Annotated in this window: 19 protein-coding genes; 11 read left to right on the plus strand and 8 right to left on the minus strand. The window is 68.2% G+C overall.

Annotated elements, in window-relative coordinates:
• Positions 1-13 precede the first annotated feature (13 nt).
• Positions 14-646, minus strand: coding sequence for a LysE family translocator (locus tag BCEP18194_RS36205; protein WP_011356288.1), 633 nt, complete (start codon positions 644-646; stop codon positions 14-16).
• A 596-nt stretch (positions 647-1242) separates the two neighbouring features.
• On the opposite strand from BCEP18194_RS36205, the gene BCEP18194_RS36210 reads away from it, so the two are divergent.
• The 8 genes from BCEP18194_RS36210 to BCEP18194_RS36245 all read left to right on the plus strand — a co-directional run bounded on the left by BCEP18194_RS36210 (position 1243) and on the right by BCEP18194_RS36245 (position 9599).
• On the plus strand, positions 1243-1566 hold the full coding sequence (locus BCEP18194_RS36210; protein ID WP_011356289.1) for a hypothetical protein: 324 nt from the start codon (positions 1243-1245) through the stop codon (positions 1564-1566).
• Positions 1567-1659: 93 nt separating this feature from the next.
• Positions 1660-1893, plus strand: coding sequence for a hypothetical protein (locus BCEP18194_RS36215; RefSeq protein ID WP_011356290.1), 234 nt, complete (start codon positions 1660-1662; stop codon positions 1891-1893).
• Positions 1890-2435, plus strand: a complete 546-nt coding sequence (locus BCEP18194_RS36220; RefSeq protein ID WP_011356291.1) for a hypothetical protein — start codon at positions 1890-1892, stop codon at positions 2433-2435. Before BCEP18194_RS36215 ends, BCEP18194_RS36220 begins: the two co-directional genes overlap by 4 nt.
• Positions 2436-2539: 104 nt before the next feature.
• The gene (locus BCEP18194_RS36225) at positions 2540-3025 is read left to right on the plus strand and encodes a hypothetical protein (protein ID WP_041493391.1); all 486 of its coding nucleotides are present in this window, start codon (positions 2540-2542) and stop codon (positions 3023-3025) included.
• Between the two features lie 242 nt (positions 3026-3267).
• Positions 3268-4731, plus strand: coding sequence for a PepSY-associated TM helix domain-containing protein (locus BCEP18194_RS36230; RefSeq protein ID WP_011356293.1), 1464 nt, complete (start codon positions 3268-3270; stop codon positions 4729-4731).
• Positions 4709-5152, plus strand: a complete 444-nt coding sequence (locus tag BCEP18194_RS38900) for a DUF2946 domain-containing protein (RefSeq protein WP_011356294.1) — start codon at positions 4709-4711, stop codon at positions 5150-5152. The genes BCEP18194_RS36230 and BCEP18194_RS38900 overlap by 23 nt, the downstream gene beginning before the upstream one ends.
• Positions 5153-5325: 173 nt before the next feature.
• Complete coding sequence (locus tag BCEP18194_RS36240) at positions 5326-7428, plus strand: TonB-dependent receptor family protein (RefSeq protein WP_011356295.1); 2103 nt, start codon at positions 5326-5328, stop codon at positions 7426-7428.
• A 53-nt stretch (positions 7429-7481) separates the two neighbouring features.
• A complete protein-coding gene (locus BCEP18194_RS36245) occupies positions 7482-9599 on the plus strand; it encodes a TonB-dependent receptor (protein WP_011356296.1) in 2118 nt (705 codons plus the stop codon).
• Between the two features lie 76 nt (positions 9600-9675).
• On the opposite strand, the gene BCEP18194_RS36250 is transcribed toward BCEP18194_RS36245, so the two are convergent.
• From BCEP18194_RS36250 to BCEP18194_RS36265, 4 genes are all read right to left on the minus strand, one after another.
• The gene (locus tag BCEP18194_RS36250; RefSeq protein ID WP_011356297.1) at positions 9676-10041 is read right to left on the minus strand and encodes a copper resistance CopC family protein; all 366 of its coding nucleotides are present in this window, start codon (positions 10039-10041) and stop codon (positions 9676-9678) included.
• A gap of 16 nt (positions 10042-10057) precedes the next feature.
• Positions 10058-10975, minus strand: coding sequence for a hypothetical protein (locus tag BCEP18194_RS36255; RefSeq protein ID WP_011356298.1), 918 nt, complete (start codon positions 10973-10975; stop codon positions 10058-10060).
• A 109-nt stretch (positions 10976-11084) separates the two neighbouring features.
• A complete protein-coding gene (locus BCEP18194_RS36260; protein WP_011356299.1) occupies positions 11085-11468 on the minus strand; it encodes a DUF2946 domain-containing protein in 384 nt (127 codons plus the stop codon).
• Positions 11469-11661: 193 nt separating this feature from the next.
• Entirely contained in the window at positions 11662-12906 is a 1245-nt protein-coding gene (locus BCEP18194_RS36265; RefSeq protein ID WP_011356300.1) for an NADH:flavin oxidoreductase/NADH oxidase family protein, read from the minus strand.
• 77 nt (positions 12907-12983) lie between these two features.
• Between BCEP18194_RS36265 and BCEP18194_RS36270 the strand changes: the two genes are divergently transcribed.
• Both BCEP18194_RS36270 and BCEP18194_RS36275 read left to right on the plus strand, forming a co-directional pair.
• Positions 12984-13454, plus strand: coding sequence for a MerR family transcriptional regulator (locus tag BCEP18194_RS36270; protein ID WP_011356301.1), 471 nt, complete (start codon positions 12984-12986; stop codon positions 13452-13454).
• Between the two features lie 109 nt (positions 13455-13563).
• Positions 13564-14262 carry a hypothetical protein gene (locus BCEP18194_RS36275; RefSeq protein WP_011356302.1) on the plus strand — a complete coding sequence of 233 codons (699 nt, stop codon included), beginning with the start codon at positions 13564-13566 and terminating at the stop codon, positions 14260-14262.
• 89 nt (positions 14263-14351) lie between these two features.
• On the opposite strand, the gene BCEP18194_RS36280 is transcribed toward BCEP18194_RS36275, so the two are convergent.
• From BCEP18194_RS36280 to BCEP18194_RS36290, 3 genes are all read right to left on the minus strand, one after another.
• A complete protein-coding gene (locus BCEP18194_RS36280; RefSeq protein WP_157687390.1) occupies positions 14352-15800 on the minus strand; it encodes a hypothetical protein in 1449 nt (482 codons plus the stop codon).
• Between the two features lie 332 nt (positions 15801-16132).
• Positions 16133-16783, minus strand: a complete 651-nt coding sequence (locus BCEP18194_RS36285) for a response regulator (protein ID WP_011356304.1) — start codon at positions 16781-16783, stop codon at positions 16133-16135.
• A 3-nt stretch (positions 16784-16786) separates the two neighbouring features.
• On the minus strand, positions 16787-18514 hold the full coding sequence (locus BCEP18194_RS36290) for a sensor histidine kinase (protein ID WP_041493392.1): 1728 nt from the start codon (positions 18512-18514) through the stop codon (positions 16787-16789).
• Between the two features lie 254 nt (positions 18515-18768).
• Here BCEP18194_RS36290 and BCEP18194_RS36295 point away from each other — a divergent pair, with 254 nt between their 5' ends.
• The gene (locus tag BCEP18194_RS36295) at positions 18769-19089 is read left to right on the plus strand and encodes a DUF1330 domain-containing protein (protein WP_011356306.1); all 321 of its coding nucleotides are present in this window, start codon (positions 18769-18771) and stop codon (positions 19087-19089) included.
• Positions 19090-19102: the final 13 nt, after the last annotated feature.

A 19102-nucleotide genomic window follows, 5' to 3' on the forward strand; every position in this document is an offset into this window, starting at 1 on the left:
CGGGCGTGCCGCCTCACACGTTCGACACCAGCAGCCGGATCCCGGCCACGCCGAACACGACGGCGAGACACGCTTCCATCGCACGACGGCCGCGCACGTAGAGCCGGCGCGCACCGTCCATCGAGAATACGAGTGCATAGCCGCCGAATACCAGGCTCCCGATCACGAGGCAGCCCGGCACGACGGCGCCGTGCGACGCGCCCGCGCCGTTCGACGACAGCGCGACGATCGACACCCACACGAGGATCGCTTTGGGATTGGTCAGGTGCAGCATCGCGCCGCGACCATAGAAGCGCGACAGCCGCTGCTCGCCCGCCGCGTTCAGCGACGACGCCGCCTTGCCCGACCACGCCGTGCGCCCCGACTTGAACGCGAGCCACAGCAGGTACAGCCCGCCGAAGAGCTTGATCGCGACCAGCAGCTTCGACCACGCCAGCAGCGCGGCCGACACGCCGAGCGCCGCCACCGTCGCCCAGAACATCGACCCGGAAATGACGCCGAGCGCGAACGCGAGCGCCGCCTTGCGGCCCTGGTTCGCGGCGACCGACATGATCGCGAGATTGCTCGGCCCGGGGCTGGCGGTGCCAATGAAATAGGCCGTGTAGGCCAGCAGCAGGTTGGCCGAGAAGAAGGCGTGGACGCTCATGTCGAACCTCGCAGGGATGATCAGGGGATTGTTGGCAAATGCGCGCCGTCTGCCCATGCACAATTGGCCGACAATTCGCTGGGCCAGTTGGACAGCGCGCGCAACCGGGTCGCCGCGGGCAAATCCGTCTCGGATTTGAAACACCCGTCACATTCGCGGACGGCGCCCGCCGCCCCGGGGCGAAGGTCCTGTCGCACCGCGTCCGGCCGGCCGAACGCCTCGCAGGCGCAGGCGGAATGCACGGGCCGCCGCGGGTCGCGTGGTTCGTCGCGGAAACGTGTCACGTGATTTAAACGGGCGTTACGTTACATCCGTGAAGCATTTCGCCTCGGCGAGCCGCCCCGGGTATCCGGTCGTCGTTACATCGCGCATGTAGATGGCGGCCTCGATCACCGCCCCCACCCAGCACCGGCGGGACTCGCCGCCCCGCGTCGCAGCGCCGCTCAACAATACTCAACAATCGTCTCGCGGGGCTGGTACGGAACCTGCATTCCGTTCGGGTAACAACCGCGCCGGTCACCGCGCGAACACGAACCCACCCTCGGGCGCATCCACCGGATACGCCCGAACGATCCGAGCAAGTTACGAGGCCCTTCATGGATGCGCTGCCCAATTCGTCCGACACGTCGTTCCAGCTCTTTCTCGCGAAGCTGCTCGAACAGCCGTTGCCCGACTGGACCGAAAAACAGCAGATGGAACTCGAGATGGCACGCTCGTTGTCCACCGAAATGGTTCACCTCGCCGAGGACATGCGCGGCCACACGCCCGATCTCGCGCGCTGCCTCGTGCTGCTGCGCTACGCGAAGGTGCTCGACTTCATGCTGACGTCGCTCGCCGCGCACCGCGACATTCATCCGCAGACGCTGCGCACGCTGTTCCGGCTCGCGAACCTGAAAGTCGACGATGCGTATCCGGCCTGAGCCGGCGCAATGCATCGGCTGCCGCGGGCGTCACGCACGGCCACGGCGGCCCTTCCCGATTCGCGGCGCGCGCATGCCCGATGACCTCGCCGCATGATCCCCAGGAACCGGAAATCCCGACTGGCCGGCGCACTCGGCGTGTTCGTGAAACGCTACGGCCGCAAGGCGCAGAAGCATCTCGACCCGAACGATCGCCGCTACGATCACGACGTCGAGCGGACGATGCGTCGCTTGTCGCCGGCCGACCTGTCCGATCTGCTGGCCGACGCTGACGACAGCGCGGACGATGCCGACGCCGGTTTCGCCGAAGAGAGACGCACGCCGTGAACGCTGTCGACTTCGACCAGATCTGGCCGGCCATCTGCGAAACCCCTGCCTGGTCCGTGACGAAAGGCCAGGGCAGCTTTCTCACGTTCGAATTCGGGCAACCCGCGCTGCATGTCAGGGAGCCGCTCGCCGGCTCGCCCGGCCTGTCCGCGACGGCGCGGGACCGGCTCGCGTCGCGGCACGTGACGGTGGCCGGCAACGGGCATCTGTGGATCTGCTACTGCCATTGGTCGATCGCGCTCGACGGTCACGAGCTCGCGCACAGCGAATCCCGATCCGGCGACATCGCGGCCGCCGCGCAACGGCTCGACGGGCAGATCCTGCAGTCGGTCACGCCCTGTGCGCAACCGGGTTCGTGGGCGTTCGATTTCGACCTCGGCGGCAAGCTGACGACCTGGCCATACGGCGACGACCCGGCCGACGAGCAGTGGCATCTGTACGACCGGCGCTCGGGCAACGTGCTGACCGCCCGCGCGGACGGCACCTGGTCGTATGGCCCGGCGAACGCGCCGCCCGGCAGCGGATCGTTCGGTTCCGAATAGCCGCGCTCGGGCGCGCCATCCGCGTCCGGCAGCACGCCGCGCTGATGCCGCACATCAGCGTGGCGGCCGGCTCCTCCCCGCAAACGGAGGTACAATCGCGCGCCATGAACGCACTTCGCCGCTTCCTGCTCCGGCAAGGCGTCGCGCGACAGCTTCTGTGGGGGTTCCTCCTCGTGACGCTGCTGTCCCGCGCGCTGATGTCGGGCGCCGTGATGCTCGATCCGGACGGTCCGGATGCGGGCTCGGTGGTGCTGTGTTCGGGCCGCGGCCCGCTGATCGTCAACGTGGCCGCACTCGCCGCCCGTTTCGATGCCGGCGCGCCGATCACACCGGCCAACGATGCGCTCGCGCTCGCCGATGCGCTCAAGCATGACGGGCATGCCGACAACACGGCATCGTCCGGCAGCGGCGACAGCCTGTGCGCATTCGGTGCCGCGCTGTTCACGGCGCTGGCGTCGTTCGTGCTGCTGGTGCTGCTGTTTCCCGCCGCCGCGCCGCGCCGCTTCCGGATTCACTTCGACCGTATCCCCATCGTGCGATCGATCTTCGACGATCGCCCACCCTCCCGCGCGCCTCCCCTGTTCTGCTGACGGTTCCGCCCAGCGGCTCGTGCACGTCGACGTGCGCGGGCCCGCATGCCGTTCGTCTCACACGACCTGATTCAAGCGTTCACCCGCCTGCCCGCCTCGCGCGGGCGACGCCGTCATGCGCCGCTTCTGCGCATGACGCCGCGCCGCCCGTTTCGTCGATGCCGGCCGGCGGGCGCAACGCGCGTTGACGTCCGCCGGCTCGCACCGGCGTGGCCGCTCAACGAACACGAGGAGCTGACACCATGTCGACCACCGTCGAACGGGCGATCTCGCCCGCCCAATCCGCCCACGCCGGTTACCGGACGCTCTGGCGCTGGCACTTCTATGCCGGCCTGTTCGTCATGCCGTTCCTGGTGGTCCTCGCGATCACCGGAACGCTCTATTGCTTCCAGCCGCAGATCGAGCCGCTGCTGTATCCGCACCGGCTGGTCGTCGAGCCGCGCGCCACACCGCGACTCGATGCCGACGCGCTGCTCGCGAGCGCGCGCACCGCGATGCCGGCCGGCGCGACGCCGGTGTCCGTGCAGGTCTCGACCGCGCCGGACCGCAGCGCCGAATACGTGTTCCGGCTGCGCGACGGCAGCCGCGAGAGCGTGTACGTGAACCCGTACGACGGCAGTGTGCTGGGCACGCTGAGCGTCGAGAACCGCTTCATGCAGATCGACCGGATGCTGCATCGCAAGCTGCTGCTCGGCAAGACGGGCGAGTTGCTGATGGAGCTGGCCGCATGCTGGACCTTCGTGATGATCGGCACCGGCATCGCGCTGTGGTGGCCGCGCGGCGCGGCACGCGTCGGGCAGGCCCTGCGCCCCGACCTGTCGCTGCGCGGCCGGCCGCTGTGGAAAAACCTCCACGCGACGGCCGGCATCTGGCTCGCGGCCGGCACGGTCGCGTTCATCCTGACGGGGCTGCCGTGGTCGGGCTCGTGGGGCAAGAACTTCAAGGCGCTGGCCGCGACCGTCAACCTCGGCGCACCGGAAGGTGCCTGGGGCGGCGGATCGGTGCGCTCGACGCGCCCGGGTGCCGCCGCGGCGCCCGCACCTGCCGAGGCCGCCGCGCCGGCCGGCCATCACCACGAATCCGGCGAGTCGATGCCGGGGATGGTGATGGACGACCTGCCGTTGCCGCAAACGCCGTGGGCGGTCGGCAACGTGCCCGTCCCGCATTCGCCGTCGGCGCCGACGCCGGCACCGCTGCCGCTGGCCCGCGCGATCGCGATCGTCGCGGGCCTCGGCGTGACGAACGGCTACACGCTCGCGCTGCCGTCCGGCGCGGACGGCGTGTTCACCGCGTCGTACTTCCCGGACGACCCGCAAGCCGAGCGGACGATCTACATCGACCAGTACAGCGGGGCCGTGCTGAAGGACATCCGCTACGACGACTACGGCGCGGTATCGCGCGCCGTGTCGTACGGCACGTCGCTGCACATGGGCCGCTACTTCGGGCTCGCGAACCAGATCATCTGCGCGGTGCTGTCGCTCGGGCTCGCCGCGATGGCCGTCACGGGCACCGTGATGTGGTGGAAGCGTCGCCCGGCTCGCAAGCTGGGCGCGCCGTCGCGCGAACGCGGCGCGCCGCCGATGCGCGGCTGGATCGCGGGGCTCGTGCTGCTCGGCATCGTCTTCCCGCTGATGGGCGCGACGATCGTCGCGGTCTGGTTGATCGATCGTCTGCTGTTCGGCCGTGCGGCACGCGCGGCGGCCTGATTCATCGCGCGCCGGCGCGCGACACGCGCCGACGCTCCAGGCCCGAGCCACGGCGTGGCTCGGGCTGTTCGCGCTCGTGCTCGCGCTCGTCGCGCCGCTGATCTCGCAACTGCGCGCAGCCGCACCCGATGACGGCCTGCCGGCCGCGCCGATCTGCTCGGCAACCGGCAATACGCTCGTGGCGCACGCGGAATCGCCCGCGCCGTCCGCTTCTCCAGCCGATTCGCCGTCTGACAAGCATTTCGACCGCTGCGGCTATTGCGGCCTGCTTGCCGGCCATCCGCCGCTGCAGTACGCGGTGTTCCTCTCCGCCTCCCCGGCCGTGCGGCATGCGCCGCCCGCGCCACCGATCCCCTCCGTCCGCCACCCGTCGAAGCGCTACGCGCTCGCCGCGCGCGGGCCGCCTCCCGCCCGCGCCTGACGCACCGCGCGACCGCGCCGCCGCACACCGCGCCGCGCCGTCCGCTTCGCCTGCCCGCCCTGCCGGTGCCCGATGCCGAGCCCGCGCGCGTGACCACGCGCGGCGGCCGGCGCCGTGCATGGCGCGCATCGTGTCCGTTTCGTCATCGTCACCATAACCATACATACAACGACATGTTTACCTCGACCCGTATTGCCGCCGCGCTGTCCGGCGCGATCTCCGTTCTCTTCGCGTCGGCCGCATGCGCACAAGGCGCCGACGCACCGGCCGCGTCGACGCTGCCTGCAATCAACGTCAACGCAACCCGCGTGCCGGACTCGCTCACATCGAAATCGACCGGTAGCCTGAAACGCACGCTCGAACAGACGGTCGGCTCCGTGGGCTTCGTCGATGCCGACAGCTACCGGAACACCTACGCCTTCACGCTGCGCGACGTGCTGAAGGACGTGCCCGGCGTGTTCGTCGAGAACCGCTACGGCCAGGAGCTGCGGCTGTCGATCCGCGGCTCGGGGATTGCCCGCTCGTACCACACGCGCGGCCTCGAGATCCTGCAGGACGGCATCCCGACCAACCTCGCGGACGGCAGCGGCGACTACTACCAGATCGATCCGCTCGCGCTGCAGGCGGTGCAGGTCTACAAGGGCGGCAACGGCCTCGCGTACGGGGCGTCGACACTCGGCGGCGCGATCGACTTCATCACGCCGACCGCCCATACCGCCGACGCGCCGAACATCCTGCGCGTGGAAGGCGGCAGCTACGGCACGGTGCGCACGAGTGCGCAGATCTCGCGCGTGCTCGGCCCGCTCGACTTCCTCGCGAACTTCAGCGTCAATCACGCGGACGGCTATCGCGATCATTCGAAGGGGCAATACGAGCAGTTCAACGCGAACGTCGGCTACCGGTTCAGCCCGACGGTCGAGACGCGCTTCTACGTCGGCGTGTACGTCGTCGACCAGTTGCTGCCGGGCACGCTGTCGCTGTCCGACGCGCTGAACAATCCGACCAAGGCCGCACCGAACGCGATGTCGGGCGATCAGGCGCGCAACACGCGCACCGAGCGGATCGCGAACCGCACGACCGTGAAGCTCGATTCGGGCGAACTGCAGTTCGACACGTGGGCGATCCACAAGAGCCTCTATCACCCGATCTTCCAGGCGCTCGACCAGGACGGCTGGACCTACGGCTTCGCGCCGCGCTACACGGGCCACCTGACGCTCGGCGGGATGCGCAACGACCTGATCGTCGGTGCGCGCTTCTTCGGCGGCCGCACGCAGGCGAACCAGTACGTGAACGTCAACGGCAACAAGGGCGCGCAAACGCTCGACTCGACGCAGACGGCGTTCAACTACGAGGCGTATGTCGAGAACCGGCTGTTCTTCGTACCGACCGTCGCGCTGATGACGGGCGTGAAGGTGCTGCATTCGGTGCGCGAGTACATCGACAACGGCGGGCTGCCGCGCAGCCCGAACTACAAGTCGACGAACGCGAGCTACAGCGGCGTCAATCCGAAGCTCGGGCTGCTGTGGCAGCCGGACGCGAACACCCAGGCCTACGTCGACATCACACGCAGCCAGGACGTGCCCGACTTCACCGACCTCACGCAAACCTTCTCGAACACGACACGCTTCACGCCGCTCGCGGCGCAGCACGCGTGGACGATCGAGTTCGGCACGCGCGGCTCGCGCGAGCGCGTGAGCTGGGACGTGACCGCTTATCGCTCGCTCGTGCGCGACCAGTTGCTGCAGTACACGACGAACCCGGATGTGCCGGCGTCGACATTCAACGCGAACAAGACGGTGTTGCAGGGGATCGAGGCCGGCGCATCGGTCGAGTTGCTGCGCAACGTCACCGGGCGCGGCGCGGGCGACAAGGTCACGCTGTCGGGCATCTGGAACCTGAACGACTTCCGCTTCAAGAACGATCCGCAGTACGGCAACAACCGGATCGCGGGCGTGCCGCTGAACGTGCTGCGCGCGACGCTGGGGTACGCGCGGCCGAGCGGCTTCCACATCGCGGCGACGCTCGACTGGGTGCCGTCGGGCGCGTGGGCCGACGATGCGAACACGCTGCGCGTGCCGAGCTACACGCTGCTCGGGCTGCAGGCCGGCTACGACTTCCGCAACGGGCTGTCGCTATTCGTCGACGCGCGCAACCTGACCAACAAGCGCTATGTGAGCGACATCAGCACGGTCGCGGATGCGCGCACCGCGAACACCGCGATCTTCTATCCGGGTGAAGGACGCAGCGTGTTCGCCGGCATGCGGTACGCGTTCTGATGCGCCGCCTTTCAAGCAACACCGCATTAAGCAGATTCAAAGGATATCGAAACATGAAGTTCAGATTGATGCTGCCCGCCGCCTTGCTCGCAGCCTTCTCGCCCGCCGGGCAAGCCCAGGAAAGCGACGTCAAGCACACCGGCACCACGCTTGCGCCGATTCGCGTCAACGCACAGAAGGCGACGCCGCTCACGCAACCGCTCGATACCGGCAGCCGTCTCGGCCTGACTTCGCTCGAAACGCCCGCGAGCGTCGAGCAGATCGATCGCAAGACGCTCGACACGCGCGGCGACAGCGCGATCGTCGACGCGGTGAGCCGCGCCGCCGGCATCAGCGCGTCACCGCATCCCGGCAACGGCGGCTCGGAGCTCGGCGCGCGCGGCTTCGTCGGCGCGTCGTCGGTCACGCAGCTCTATGACGGCGTGCGCCCGTACGGCGCGATCGGCATCACGTTTCCGTTCGACACGTGGTCGGTCGATCATATCGACGTGCTGCGCGGCCCCGCTTCGGTGATCTACGGCGAAGGCGCGATCGGCGGCGTCGTCAACATCGTGCCGAAGAAGCCGACCCGCGGCGCGATCCAGAACGAGCTGCAAGTGGGCGGCGGCACCGAGGGCACCGCGCGGGTCGCGTTCGGCAGCGGCGGCGCGATCAACGACAAGCTGTCGTACCGCTTCGACATCAGCGGCAACCGCTCGTCGGGCTGGGTCGACCGCGGCAATTCGCGCAACCTGTCGATCTCCGGCGCGCTGCGCTACGACGTGACATCCGACCTGTACGTGACGGCATCGTATGCGCAGGGCTTCCAGCATCCGATGCAGTATTTCGGCGTGCCGCTCGTGAACGGCGCGCGCGATCGCGCGCTCGACAAGAAGAACTACAACGTCGGCGACAGCGACATCGCGTTCCGCGACAGCTGGGCGACGGTGTCGGCGAACTGGCAGCCGAGCGACAGCCTGAACGTGACGAGCACGCTGTACCGGATGAAGAGCAACCGTCACTGGAAGGACGCCGAGTACTACACGTACCTGCCGTCGACCGCGCAAGTGCGTCGCAGCAGCTTCACGGAGATCTTCCACGACCAGGAGCAGTACGGCAATGTGACGGCGGCCACCGTCACCACCGCACTGCTCGGCATGCGCAACACATTCTCGACGGGCTTCGAGTTCAATCACACGACGTTCCAGCACGACAACAACTCGCCGTATTCGGGCACGTCGACGGTCGATCCGTTCAACTTCGATCCGGGCAGTTTCATCAACACGGCCGGCACCTATCCGAAGTACCGCAGCCAGGCGAACCAGTACGCGCTGTTCGCCGAGAACCGGCTGGAAATCACGCCGCGCTGGTCGGTGATCGGCGGGCTGCGCTACGACCACGCGAGCGTGAACCGCGACGATCTCGTGAACGGCGGCGCGTTCACGAAGGTGTTCGCGAACACCGGCTGGCGCATCGGCACCGTGTACGACGTGCAGCCCGGTCTCGCCGTGTACGGCCAGTATTCGGTCGCGGCCGACCCGATCAGCTCGCTGCTGTCGCTGAATGCGTCGAAGGCCAACTTCACGCTCGCGACCGGCCGGCAGATCGAGATCGGCGTGAAGCAGTCGTTCCTCGGCGGCAAGGCGGAATGGACGCTCGCCGCGTACCGGATCGTCAAGAGCAATCTCCTCACGGCCGATCCGCTGAACCCGAACCAGTCGATCCAGATCGGCCAGCAGTCGTCGCGCGGGCTCGAGGCGACGGTCGGCGCGGAGATCGCGAAGGACTGGCGCGTCGACGCGAACGTGTCGGTCCTGCGCGCGAAATACGACGACTTCCAGCAGACGTCCGGCGGCACGACCGTCTCGCGCGCGGGCAACGTGCCGGTGTCGGTGCCGCAGCGGCTCGCGAACCTGTGGGTGAGCTGGCACTTCGCGCCGGACTGGACGGGCATCGCGGGCGTCAAGTACGTCGGCAAGCGTTTCGCCGACACCGCGAACCAGCTCGTGATGCCGTCGTACACCACCGTCGACCTCGGCCTCGCGTGGAAGCCGCGCAAGGACACGACGATCACCGCACGCGCGTACAACGTGTTCAACCGCCGCTTCGTGCAGTCCGCGTACTACAACGAGACGCAGTACCTGCTCGGCAACGACCGTCGGCTCGAAGTGGTGGCGAACTACCGGTTCTGACGCGGCGCAATGACGCGCACCGCACCCGCCACCGGCGTGCATGCATGGCGGCGGGCGCGGACGCGGGCGGTGAGCGTCACTTCACCGTGAACGCGTAGTGCCCCTGCGTGCGGTGGCCGTCGAGCGCGACGGCTACCCACGCCACCGAGTAGACGCCCGGCGTCAACGGGTTCAGCGCGACGGACATGTGCTTGCGGTTCGACGCGTCGACTTCGGCCTTGCCGTTCGTGACGGCGTGACCCTGCGCATCGGTCACGGCGATCGAGCTGAACGCGGGTTCGAGCCCGTCGTCGAAATCGATCGCGACTGTCTTCGGCGAGCCGGTCACGGTTTCCCCCGCGGACGGCACCTGATGTGTCGGAAACGCATGGGCATGCGCGAACTGGGCGCCGGCGAGCAGTAGCGCGGCGGCGGTCATGCGCAGTGTGGTCAATCGGTTCATCGCGTTTCTCCTTCGATCAGAACAGCGGCTTGCCGAGCGAGCCGGGGAACAGGTCGTCGAAATACAGATGCGCATCGAAGATCACGCCGACGTGATTGCCGCTCGCGCGATTGACCGGAATCTGCGCCTCGACGCCGAATTGCCCATAGCGGTTGAGCCACAGCACACCGGGGTTGATCGTCCCGGTCGTCTGGCCCGAACATGCGCCCGCCGTGCAGGTGCTCATCGGCGCCTCGACGACGAACACCATGTTGCTGAGCGGCTGCGGCAGGCCGAGGTTCTTCACCTGCTGCTGCAGGTACGGGATGCTGTACTGCAGCGTCATGCCCCAGCCGAGCGAGTTCGGCCCCTGGTCGGACGACGCGGTGGTCAGGTTCGGCCCGAGTTCGGCCGTGAGCGCGAGCGGGCGCAGATAGCCGAGCGACGCGGGCAGATCGCCGAAGCCCTTGCCGACATAAACGGTCGGCGTGAACGTCGAATACGCGTTCGCGATCGATTTCGCGCCGGTGCCGCCGATCTCGGTTTTCAGGCCGACCGACGCCATGAATTCATGCTGTGCGTTCGTGTACGCGAGGTACTTCACGCCGAGCGTCACGTTGTCCCAGCCCTTCGCCGAGCCGCCGTCCGGCGCGTTCTGCGACACGTACTGGCTGGCGACGCTGAACGCGAGGTTCTTCGTGATCAGCTTGTCCCACTCGTACGACACGGTATTGACGTTGAGGGTGTTGCCGCTGTCGTCGGAGGTCTTGATGTGGCCGAACTGCGTGTCGAATTCGTCGCCGACGCCGGGGTCGTCCACGGTCATCGTCGCGGGAAAGACGCGATCGCCGACCACGGCGTGTGCGTTCGCGAAAGACGCATGGGACAGGCCGGCGATGGCGGCCAGCAGCGCGGCACATGCGCGGGGCGCGTGCCGTTGGTTGAAGCGGGGCATGTTGTGTGTTCTCCGGTTGTCGTTCGATGCCGTCGCGCACGTGCGCGACGAACGGCCGCCCGATTCGGTCGCGAAACGGCGGCGGGTCAGGCAGAAAGATCAGACGAACTCAGGAGAACGCGGGAGGCGCGCGCGATTGCGCGACGGTATGGACGAGATGGACACGCGCCGGAATCGATGCCGACACGACCGGCCCCTGTGAATCCGCGCGTGGAACGGCGAATGCAACGGCCTGGCCCGGCAACGCGACAGCGTGCGCAACGAAGCTGCAATAAGGACAAGCATGCCAGTGCGCCTTGACGCCATGCGCGGGCTTGCCGTCGTCGTGCGCGACCACCGCTTCGTCGACACTTGCCGTGCAATAGACGGCCAGCGCATCGACGAGCCGGTGACGCGACGCCATCATCTGCGAGACCGCAGGGGCGAGCGCCATCATCAGGATTGCGATCAATCCGATCAGGCTGCCGGGCTTGCGGAAACGGGCGACGTGCATGACGCGCGACGAGGAAGGAATGCGATGAAGGTGGTGGATTATGCCACGCTGAAATCGCGCTCAGGCGCCTGAATAATGCAGTAAACAGGCTCGATATTTCGGAAAGCAATCCGAAAGGGTCAAGCCTTGAAGCGACCCGCCAGGCGGCGGGCCGATCAGCGCGGGACCGTCGATTCAGCCCCGCCCACGCATGTCACGCACGCGAGCCCGCCACGCGCCCCGCCATCCACTTCCGGTAGCGCCGCGTCTGGCACTGCGCGGCCAGTTGCTGCCTGACCAGCGCGCGCAGCGGCGACACCTGCGGGTGCGTGCGCCGGCCTTCGCTGAGCCGCGTGAGCTGGAACTTGACGACGGCCATGTTGGCCAGCGCGCCGAGCGCCTTGTTCTTCCAGCGGATCGGTTCCAGCACCGGCGCGCTGTCCTTGCCGGCCCGCCAGTCGCGCGGCAGGTTCGGCTCGATCGACAGCGCGGTCGCGATGCCGACCATCGCCACGCCGCTGTCGACCACCTGCTCGGCCACCACGCGACGCCGGATGCCGCCCGTGACCATCAGCGGCATCCGTGCGACGGCCGTGATGTCGCGCGCGAATTCGAGGAAGTACGCTTCGCGGGCCAGCGTGCGCCCGTCGCGCGCCTCGCCCTGCATCGCCGGCACTTCATAGCTGCCGCCCGACAGTTCGACGAGATCGACGCCAAGCGGATTCAGCAGTTCGACCACGCGCTTCGCATCGTCCGCGCTGAAGCCGCCGCGCTGGAAATCGGCCGAGTTCAGCTTGACCGCGACCGCGAATTCCGGCGACACCGTCGCGCGCACGTCCCGCACGATATCGAGCAGCAGGCGTGCGCGATTCTCGATGCTGCCGCCCCACTGATCCTGCCGGCGGTTCGTCAGCGGCGACAGGAACTGGCTCAGCAGATAGCCGTGCGCCGCGTGAATCTCCACGCCGGTGAAACCGCTCTGCTCCGCGAGTTGGGCCGCGCGCACGAAGCGCTGCTTCACGTCGGCGATATCGGCCGGCGTCATCTCCTTCGGCACCGGGAACTGCTTCGACAGCGCACCGAGCGCGAGCGGCACCGCCGACGGCGCGAGCGTCGTCTGGCCGAGCGCCGCCTGCATCTGGCGCCCAGGGTGATTGATCTGCATCCACACGTGCGCGCCGCCCGAGCGCGCCACCTGCGCCCAGCGGCGGAAGCGGTCGAGATGCGCGTCGCTCTCGAGCACGACGCCGTTCGGCCCCGTCATCGCGCGGCCGTCCACCATCACGTTGCCGGTCAGGATCAGGCCAACCTGGCCGTCGGCCCACGCCTGGTACAGGCGCAGCAACGCGTCGGACGGTGCGTGATTCGCATCGGCCATGTTCTCTTCCATCGCGGCCTTGGCCAGACGGTTCGGAATCACCGCCCCGTTGGGCAGTGTCAGCGGTGTAAACAGGTTCATGGAGGGCACCCTCGATTGACGATGCCCAACGATAACTTTAAAGTCAACTTTAAGGTCAAGCCCTTTTGGAGCACGGCATGAAAATCGGTGAACTGGCGAAGGCGAGCGGCCTCGCGGCGTCCCGCATCCGCTTCTACGAAGCGAGCGGCCTGCTCGAACCGGCCCGTCGGCAGGCCAACGGCTATCGGGAATACGGGTCGGAAGCGTTGACGCGGCTCGCGATCATCGACCGCGCGCAGCGCGCGGGTTTTGCGCTCGACGAAATCCGCGCGGTGTTGCCGCCCGATCTCGGCGCGTGGCCGCGCGACGAACTGCTGGTCGCGCTACGGCACAAGGTCGACGAAATCGTGCTGCTCGAACAGCGTCTCGCGCAGAACCGGCAACATCTGGAGGTGCTGATCGACGAGATCGAGAACAAGCCGGCGGGCGAGGATTGCGCGGAAGCCGCGCAACGGATGCTCGACCGGCTGTGTGCGCAAGCCGACGAAGCGCGGGCATCGGCACCGACGCCCGTGCCGATCCCGCGGCCGACGCGCAAGCGCGCATGACTGGTTACACTGCGTCACCTGACAAACAACCCACCCGCGCGGCGGCGAGACGAGACGGCGCGTGCGCGCCGGCTTCCGCGGCGCGACTTCATCTCATGACCCGATCCGCATGACGATCCCCCGCATCAAAGGATTCATCGTCGCTGCATTGCTGACGTTCGGCATCGGCAGCACCTTCGCCGCGACGTGCGGCGACACGCCCGCGTCGTCCGCGTGTCCCGACACCCCCGACCTTCCGGCCGACATCGTCGCGCAGATTCCCGCAGGGTACGCAGCGCTGGATGTCGCGTCGGGGCACCTGACCGACGGCGCGCGCATCGGCTATGTCGTCGTCGCGCATCAGCCCGACGATTCGATGCGCCACGCGTCGCCGCGTCCGCTGATGATCTTCGTGCCGGGCAAAGACGGCCACTACCGGCTCGCGGCGCGCAACGACACCGTGATCATGAAGGCCGACGAAGGCGGGATGGGCGACCCGTATCTCGATGGCGTCGCCGAGAACGCGCTCACGATCGAGCCGCGCACCTTCACGGTCGAACAGGGTGTCTTCGCCGGGCCGAGCCACTGGCGCGACCGCGTGACGTTCCGCTACGACGCCGCGCATCGCACCTGGGTGTTCCATCGGGAAGTGATGCGGAACTGGCGGCCCACCGACGACCCGAACGGCGATGCGCTGAAAGCCGACCCGGTGCGTGTCACGCGCGCCAATGCCGCGAAAGCCGTCTCGTTCGAAGCGTGGCGGCCGAGTTACTGGTGCGATTCGGCCGAGCGGCGCGATACCGATCCGGCTTGCAGCAAGCAGCATTGATGGCGATGCGGCAAGGCACCCGCACGCCGCGCAGATCGACCCGCGCGGCATGCGGATGTCGTTAGCCTCGCCGGTCGACGCGCCACCGCTTACTGCAGCCAGATCCCCACATACGCGGACGATGCGCCCGCGCTGCCGCGCTCGACCAGCACGTAGCGCGTCATCCCGTACGCCGTCTGGTAACGATATGCCGACAACACGGTGTTGCCCGGCTGCCCGCCGAGCGACACGAGCGGCGTGCCCGTCAGCGCCCCCGTCACCTGAGTGGACGGCACCGTGATCGTCTGCGGCGTCGAGCCGCCGTTCGCGACGACGAAGGTCGCGCCGCCCTGCCCGTCGAACGACAGGTAGTTGCCGGTCGTCGTCGCGGGGCTCGTGCCGCCCTGCAGGCAATCTTCGTAGTAGCGCGTGAACGACACGCCGACGAGGTCGGACGCCTGCGTCACCGGCACCGCGTCAACGGGCACCAGCACGTCGGTCGACTTCAGGTTCGACGCACCCGCGCCCTGCCCCGCCATCGACTGGCACAGCATCGCAACAGCCGGCAGGTTGAAATCGGTTGCGCTCGCATCGAACCCATTGGCCGCCGCGATATTCGAACCCCACGTGTAGTTGCCGCCGACGCTCGTGAACGCCGACGCCACCTGCGGGCTGCCGAACGACACCGTGCCCGCGATCCCGCCGCCGGACACCGCCGACGGGCCCGAATCGAGAATCGACCCGCGCAGGCTCGTCGTCGATGCGAGCGGCTGCCCGTAGTTGAAGTCGAGATAACCGACCGTCGTGTTCACCGGCGCGATCGACGACGCGAGCGGCGCCTGCGCCGTCACGCCGCTGACCGCCGCCGCGCCGCCGGTGTCCGATGCCGTCGTCGAGAACTTCTGGCTCGTGCTGGTATTCACGTAAGTCACGGACGGGTTATCGGCCGTCGGGCGGATCAGCCCGAGGTGGTCGAGCACGGCGTCGACGAGCTGGTGGTTCGCCTGGAACGGCGTCGTGACGGGATCGGTGCTCGTCCAGTCGACGCCATATGCGGACGGCGGGAACATCGTCTGCAGGTCGGCCGTGACGTTCGCGTAATAGCCCTTGAGCTGCGCGTCATCGAGCGTCTGCAGCGAATCGGTCAGCGTGCGCGTGATGCCGCTCTTCGCGATCGTGCCGAAGAAGATGCCGGTCGTGAGTGGCGTCACGTTCATGTTCGACACGATGCCCGAGCCGACGTACGGCGACACGAGCAGCCCGTCGGCCGTCTGCGCCTCGATCAGGAATGGCGACGTGCAGTGGATGTTGTGCATCACGTAGGTGCCGTCCGCCGCGCTCACGGCCGAACCGCACTCGCTGCCGTCCGCTTGATACGCCGTGATCGTCGCGTTGCCGAGCGGCGCGCCGGTCGCGACCGTGCCGCTCAGCGTCGTCGTCACGTTGCCGTTGCCGCCGTTGTTCGACGACGGCGTGCTGCTGTCGCCGCCGCCGCATCCGGCCAGCGCGCCGAGCAGGGTCGTGCCGGCGAGCAGGCCGGCCAGGGTCTGGTGTTTCATCGTGGTCTCGCTCTTGTGGTTGTGAAAGGGTGTGAACGACGAGCCGGGCGCGACGACGTCGGCGCCGGCAAGCGATGCGCGAACGACAGCGGCACGCGCGGCGGCAGGCACTTGCCGTGCGCGCGACCGCTACGTTCAGGCCGTCAGGTCGCGTGGGTCCGGGAACAGGCCGGCCGTGCCGGGCCTGTCGGGTAAAAGTCGGAATGGCATGAAGACCCCGCGGTGTTGTTGTCGTAGTGATCGGGATCGTAGGGCCGGCGCGCGGGCCGGACAATCGCTCGGCGGATCGATGTCGCCATCAACCCGTGAGCGAGGGGGCCCCGCTTCGCGGTTCAGCGGGTGGGTGCGGGCGAGAGGTTCAGCGCGGAGAAGCGGATCAGTTCGGCGTTGTTGTCGAGGCCGAGCTTGCGCTTGATGTTGGTGCGATGCGCTTCGACCGTGTTTGCACTGTGACCGATCCGCTCGGCGATCTGCTGCTTCGTCAGCCCTTCGCCGATCATCCGCAGGATCTCGATCTCGCGCGGCGACAGCGCGGCGAGCGGCGTGGTCGGCTTCGCAGCCTGGCCGCGCGCGCGGCGCAGCAGGTTCTGCTGCACTTCCGGCGGGAAATACGGCACGCCGCGCAGCACCGAGTCGATCGCGTCGAGGATCGTGCGGCTCACGTTCGCCTTGTTCACGTAGCCGAGCGCACCTGCCAGCGCGGCCGGTTCCGCATACGCGGCATCCGAGTGCATCGAGATGCAGACGACCGCCGTGTCGGGATACGTGTGCGCGATCGTCTCGATCAGCCGCAGCGCAAGCGTGTCGCCGAGCATCAGGTCGATCACCGCGATGTCGGGCCGGTGCGTGCGCACGGCGTCCAGGCCGTCGCGTTCGTTGCCGGCCTGCGCGACCACCTGGTAGCCGGGCACCGAATGCAGCAACGTCGCGAGGCCTTCGCGAACGATCGGATGATCGTCGACGAGCACGAGGGTCGGGTTCATCGGTCAGTTCACTTCGACGGTCATGCCGCCGGTTTCGTTGGTCAGGAAACGCGCCTGCAGGCCGAGCAATTGCGCGCGCGAGCGGATGCTGCGCAGCCCGAGGCGCGATGCCGGCTGCGCGGCCGGATCGACGCCCGGCGCGAAACCGGTGCCGTTGTCGTGGATCGACAACGCGACCCGGCCGTCGAAGTCGCGCAGCGCGACTTCGATCCGCGTCGCACGCCCGTGCCGCAGCGCGTTCGAGATCGATTCCTGCACGATCCGGTACAGGTGCAGCGACGCGTCCGGCGACAACAGCTCGGTATCGTACTCGACGCTCAGGTGACAGCCGCCGGCGGCAATGCGATCGACGTCGCCGCACAGTTCGCGCAGCGCGGCCGCGAGATCGTGCGGCGAGCCGTCGAACGGCGACAGCCCGCGCGACAGCGTGCGGATCGTCTCGATTCCGTCCTCGACGATCGCCGACACCTTGTCGATCACCTGCTGCGAGTCGTCCGCGCCGTCACGGCGCGATTGGGCAAGCGTGCTCAGCATCAGCGACGCACCGGTCAGTTTCTGGCCGAGATCGTCGTGCAGCTCGCGGCCGATCTGCTGGCGCTCCCGCTCGCCCTGCCGCGTGAGCTCGCGCTCGGCGCGCAGCTGCGCGTCGAGCAGCGTCGACACCTGGTGCTGCGTGCTCGCGAGCGACACCGACTGCTGTGTGACGGTGTCGGACAGCCGACGCTGCGACACGAGCAGCAGGTAGATGATGAACGCACTGGCCAGGCTGATCGCGCTGCCGAGCGCATAGCCGATCGCACGGAGATGGCGGCCGATCACGTCCTGGAAGTGACCGGCCGGCACCGCGATGTCGAGCACGAACGGCCGGCCGGCGACCACGAACGTGCGGCGCTCCGTCATCGTCGGCTTGCCGGACAGCGCGTCGTTGTCGTAAGCGAACAGCCCGCGGCGCCGCACGTCGGCCACTTCGCCGGGCTTCGCCACCGTATGGAGCCGCAGCGACACGAACTGCCAGTCGTCGTCGGGCATCGCCTCGCGAATCAGCGTGCGCACGTCGACGAAGATGCCGGCAGACCCGATCGCGCGCGACAGGCGCTCGGCGGGGGGCGGCACCTCGCCGCCGCGATACACGGCGAGACGGATCCCGAGGCCCGGGCCCGCGTGTCCATCGAGCTGCGTGACGCCGACGCCGGACGTATAGGGCTCGCCCGTCCGGTTCGTCTCTTCCGCGACGTTCCAGCCGAAGTTCACGGCAACGTCGCGCCCGATGTAGATCGCGGTGTAAGGCATGTTGTAGCGCAGGACCGCCCGGAACGGATGCGGCGTGCTCGCGGGAAACACCTTGAAGTCGGGCTTCCCCAGCCGCACGCGCATCGTCTGCTCGTATTGACGCGTGTCCGCGGTCGCCACGTAGTCGCAGTAGTTGATCATCTGCAGCGCGGGGAAGCGCCGCGCCAGATGCAGCGACGCGACGTAGTCGGTGAACTGCTGCTGCGTCGGCTCGCCGACGACCGACCACAGCCCGCGCACGCCGGACAGCACGTCCACGTAGCGCAGCAGTTGAACCTGGATCTTGTTGCTCGTATCGGTGACGAATTCGCCGAACTTCAGGTCGGCGGCTGCGCGAGCACGCGCGTCGAGCTGGACGACGACCAGGTGCGTGACACCGAGCAGCAGCATCAGGACGATCGCGGCGATCGCGAGCGGATGGCGGGAAGCGCGCCGGATCATGGCGGATAGCGTGGCGTGGTGATCGGGCGAACGCGCCGGGGCGGCCGCCGTGCTGGTTCGATTGTCGTCACGCGTACCGGGCGCATCGACGCCTGGCCGCGTGTGGTCTCGCCGCATTCTTACCGACCCGCGGCCGGCTGGCAAGGCGGGACTGCGTTGCGATTTGCTTACGTCCCAGGTAATCGACCCGCGCCGCCCGCGCCGCGATCATGGCTCCACCGACGCACGAACCGCATCACGCCAAGGAGCCCGCCATGACCGCCTACGCCATCGCCCACCTGCACGACGTCGAGATGGGCGACGACATCGTCGAATACCTCGAACGCATCGACGGCACGCTCGCGCCGTATGACGGCCATTTCGTGATTCACGGCGCACGGCCGGAAGTACGCGAAGGCGTGTGGCACGGCGACCTGATCGCGATCGCGTTTCCCGATCTCGACACCGCGCGCGCGTGGTACGAATCGGATGCGTACCAGCAGATCCAGCCGCTGCGCGCGCAGCACGCGAGCGGCCCGCTGATCCTGATCGACGGCGTCGACGAGCGGCACAGGGCGACCGACATCCTGCGCTGAGCCGCGACGCCGG

The organism is Burkholderia lata (assembly GCF_000012945.1).
Lineage (GTDB): Bacteria > Pseudomonadota > Gammaproteobacteria > Burkholderiales > Burkholderiaceae > Burkholderia > Burkholderia lata.

Bases quoted from the DNA above. Each gene is read 5' to 3' on its own strand.
- BCEP18194_RS36205 (WP_011356288.1), bottom strand. From the start codon at position 646: ATGAGCGTCCACGCCTTCTTCTCGGCCAACCTGCTGCTGGCCTACACG.
- BCEP18194_RS36210 (WP_011356289.1), top strand. From the start codon at position 1,243: ATGGATGCGCTGCCCAATTCGTCCGACACGTCGTTCCAGCTCTTTCTC.
- BCEP18194_RS36215 (WP_011356290.1), top strand. From the start codon at position 1,660: ATGATCCCCAGGAACCGGAAATCCCGACTGGCCGGCGCACTCGGCGTG.
- BCEP18194_RS36225 (WP_041493391.1), top strand. From the start codon at position 2,540: ATGAACGCACTTCGCCGCTTCCTGCTCCGGCAAGGCGTCGCGCGACAG.
- BCEP18194_RS36230 (WP_011356293.1), top strand. From the start codon at position 3,268: ATGTCGACCACCGTCGAACGGGCGATCTCGCCCGCCCAATCCGCCCAC.
- BCEP18194_RS36240 (WP_011356295.1), top strand. From the start codon at position 5,326: ATGTTTACCTCGACCCGTATTGCCGCCGCGCTGTCCGGCGCGATCTCC.
- BCEP18194_RS36245 (WP_011356296.1), top strand. From the start codon at position 7,482: ATGAAGTTCAGATTGATGCTGCCCGCCGCCTTGCTCGCAGCCTTCTCG.
- BCEP18194_RS36250 (WP_011356297.1), bottom strand. From the start codon at position 10,041: ATGAACCGATTGACCACACTGCGCATGACCGCCGCCGCGCTACTGCTC.
- BCEP18194_RS36255 (WP_011356298.1), bottom strand. From the start codon at position 10,975: ATGCCCCGCTTCAACCAACGGCACGCGCCCCGCGCATGTGCCGCGCTG.
- BCEP18194_RS36260 (WP_011356299.1), bottom strand. From the start codon at position 11,468: ATGCACGTCGCCCGTTTCCGCAAGCCCGGCAGCCTGATCGGATTGATC.
- BCEP18194_RS36265 (WP_011356300.1), bottom strand. From the start codon at position 12,906: ATGAACCTGTTTACACCGCTGACACTGCCCAACGGGGCGGTGATTCCG.
- BCEP18194_RS36270 (WP_011356301.1), top strand. From the start codon at position 12,984: ATGAAAATCGGTGAACTGGCGAAGGCGAGCGGCCTCGCGGCGTCCCGC.
- BCEP18194_RS36275 (WP_011356302.1), top strand. From the start codon at position 13,564: ATGACGATCCCCCGCATCAAAGGATTCATCGTCGCTGCATTGCTGACG.
- BCEP18194_RS36280 (WP_157687390.1), bottom strand. From the start codon at position 15,800: ATGAAACACCAGACCCTGGCCGGCCTGCTCGCCGGCACGACCCTGCTC.
- BCEP18194_RS36285 (WP_011356304.1), bottom strand. From the start codon at position 16,783: ATGAACCCGACCCTCGTGCTCGTCGACGATCATCCGATCGTTCGCGAA.
- BCEP18194_RS36290 (WP_041493392.1), bottom strand. From the start codon at position 18,514: ATGATCCGGCGCGCTTCCCGCCATCCGCTCGCGATCGCCGCGATCGTC.
- BCEP18194_RS36295 (WP_011356306.1), top strand. From the start codon at position 18,769: ATGACCGCCTACGCCATCGCCCACCTGCACGACGTCGAGATGGGCGAC.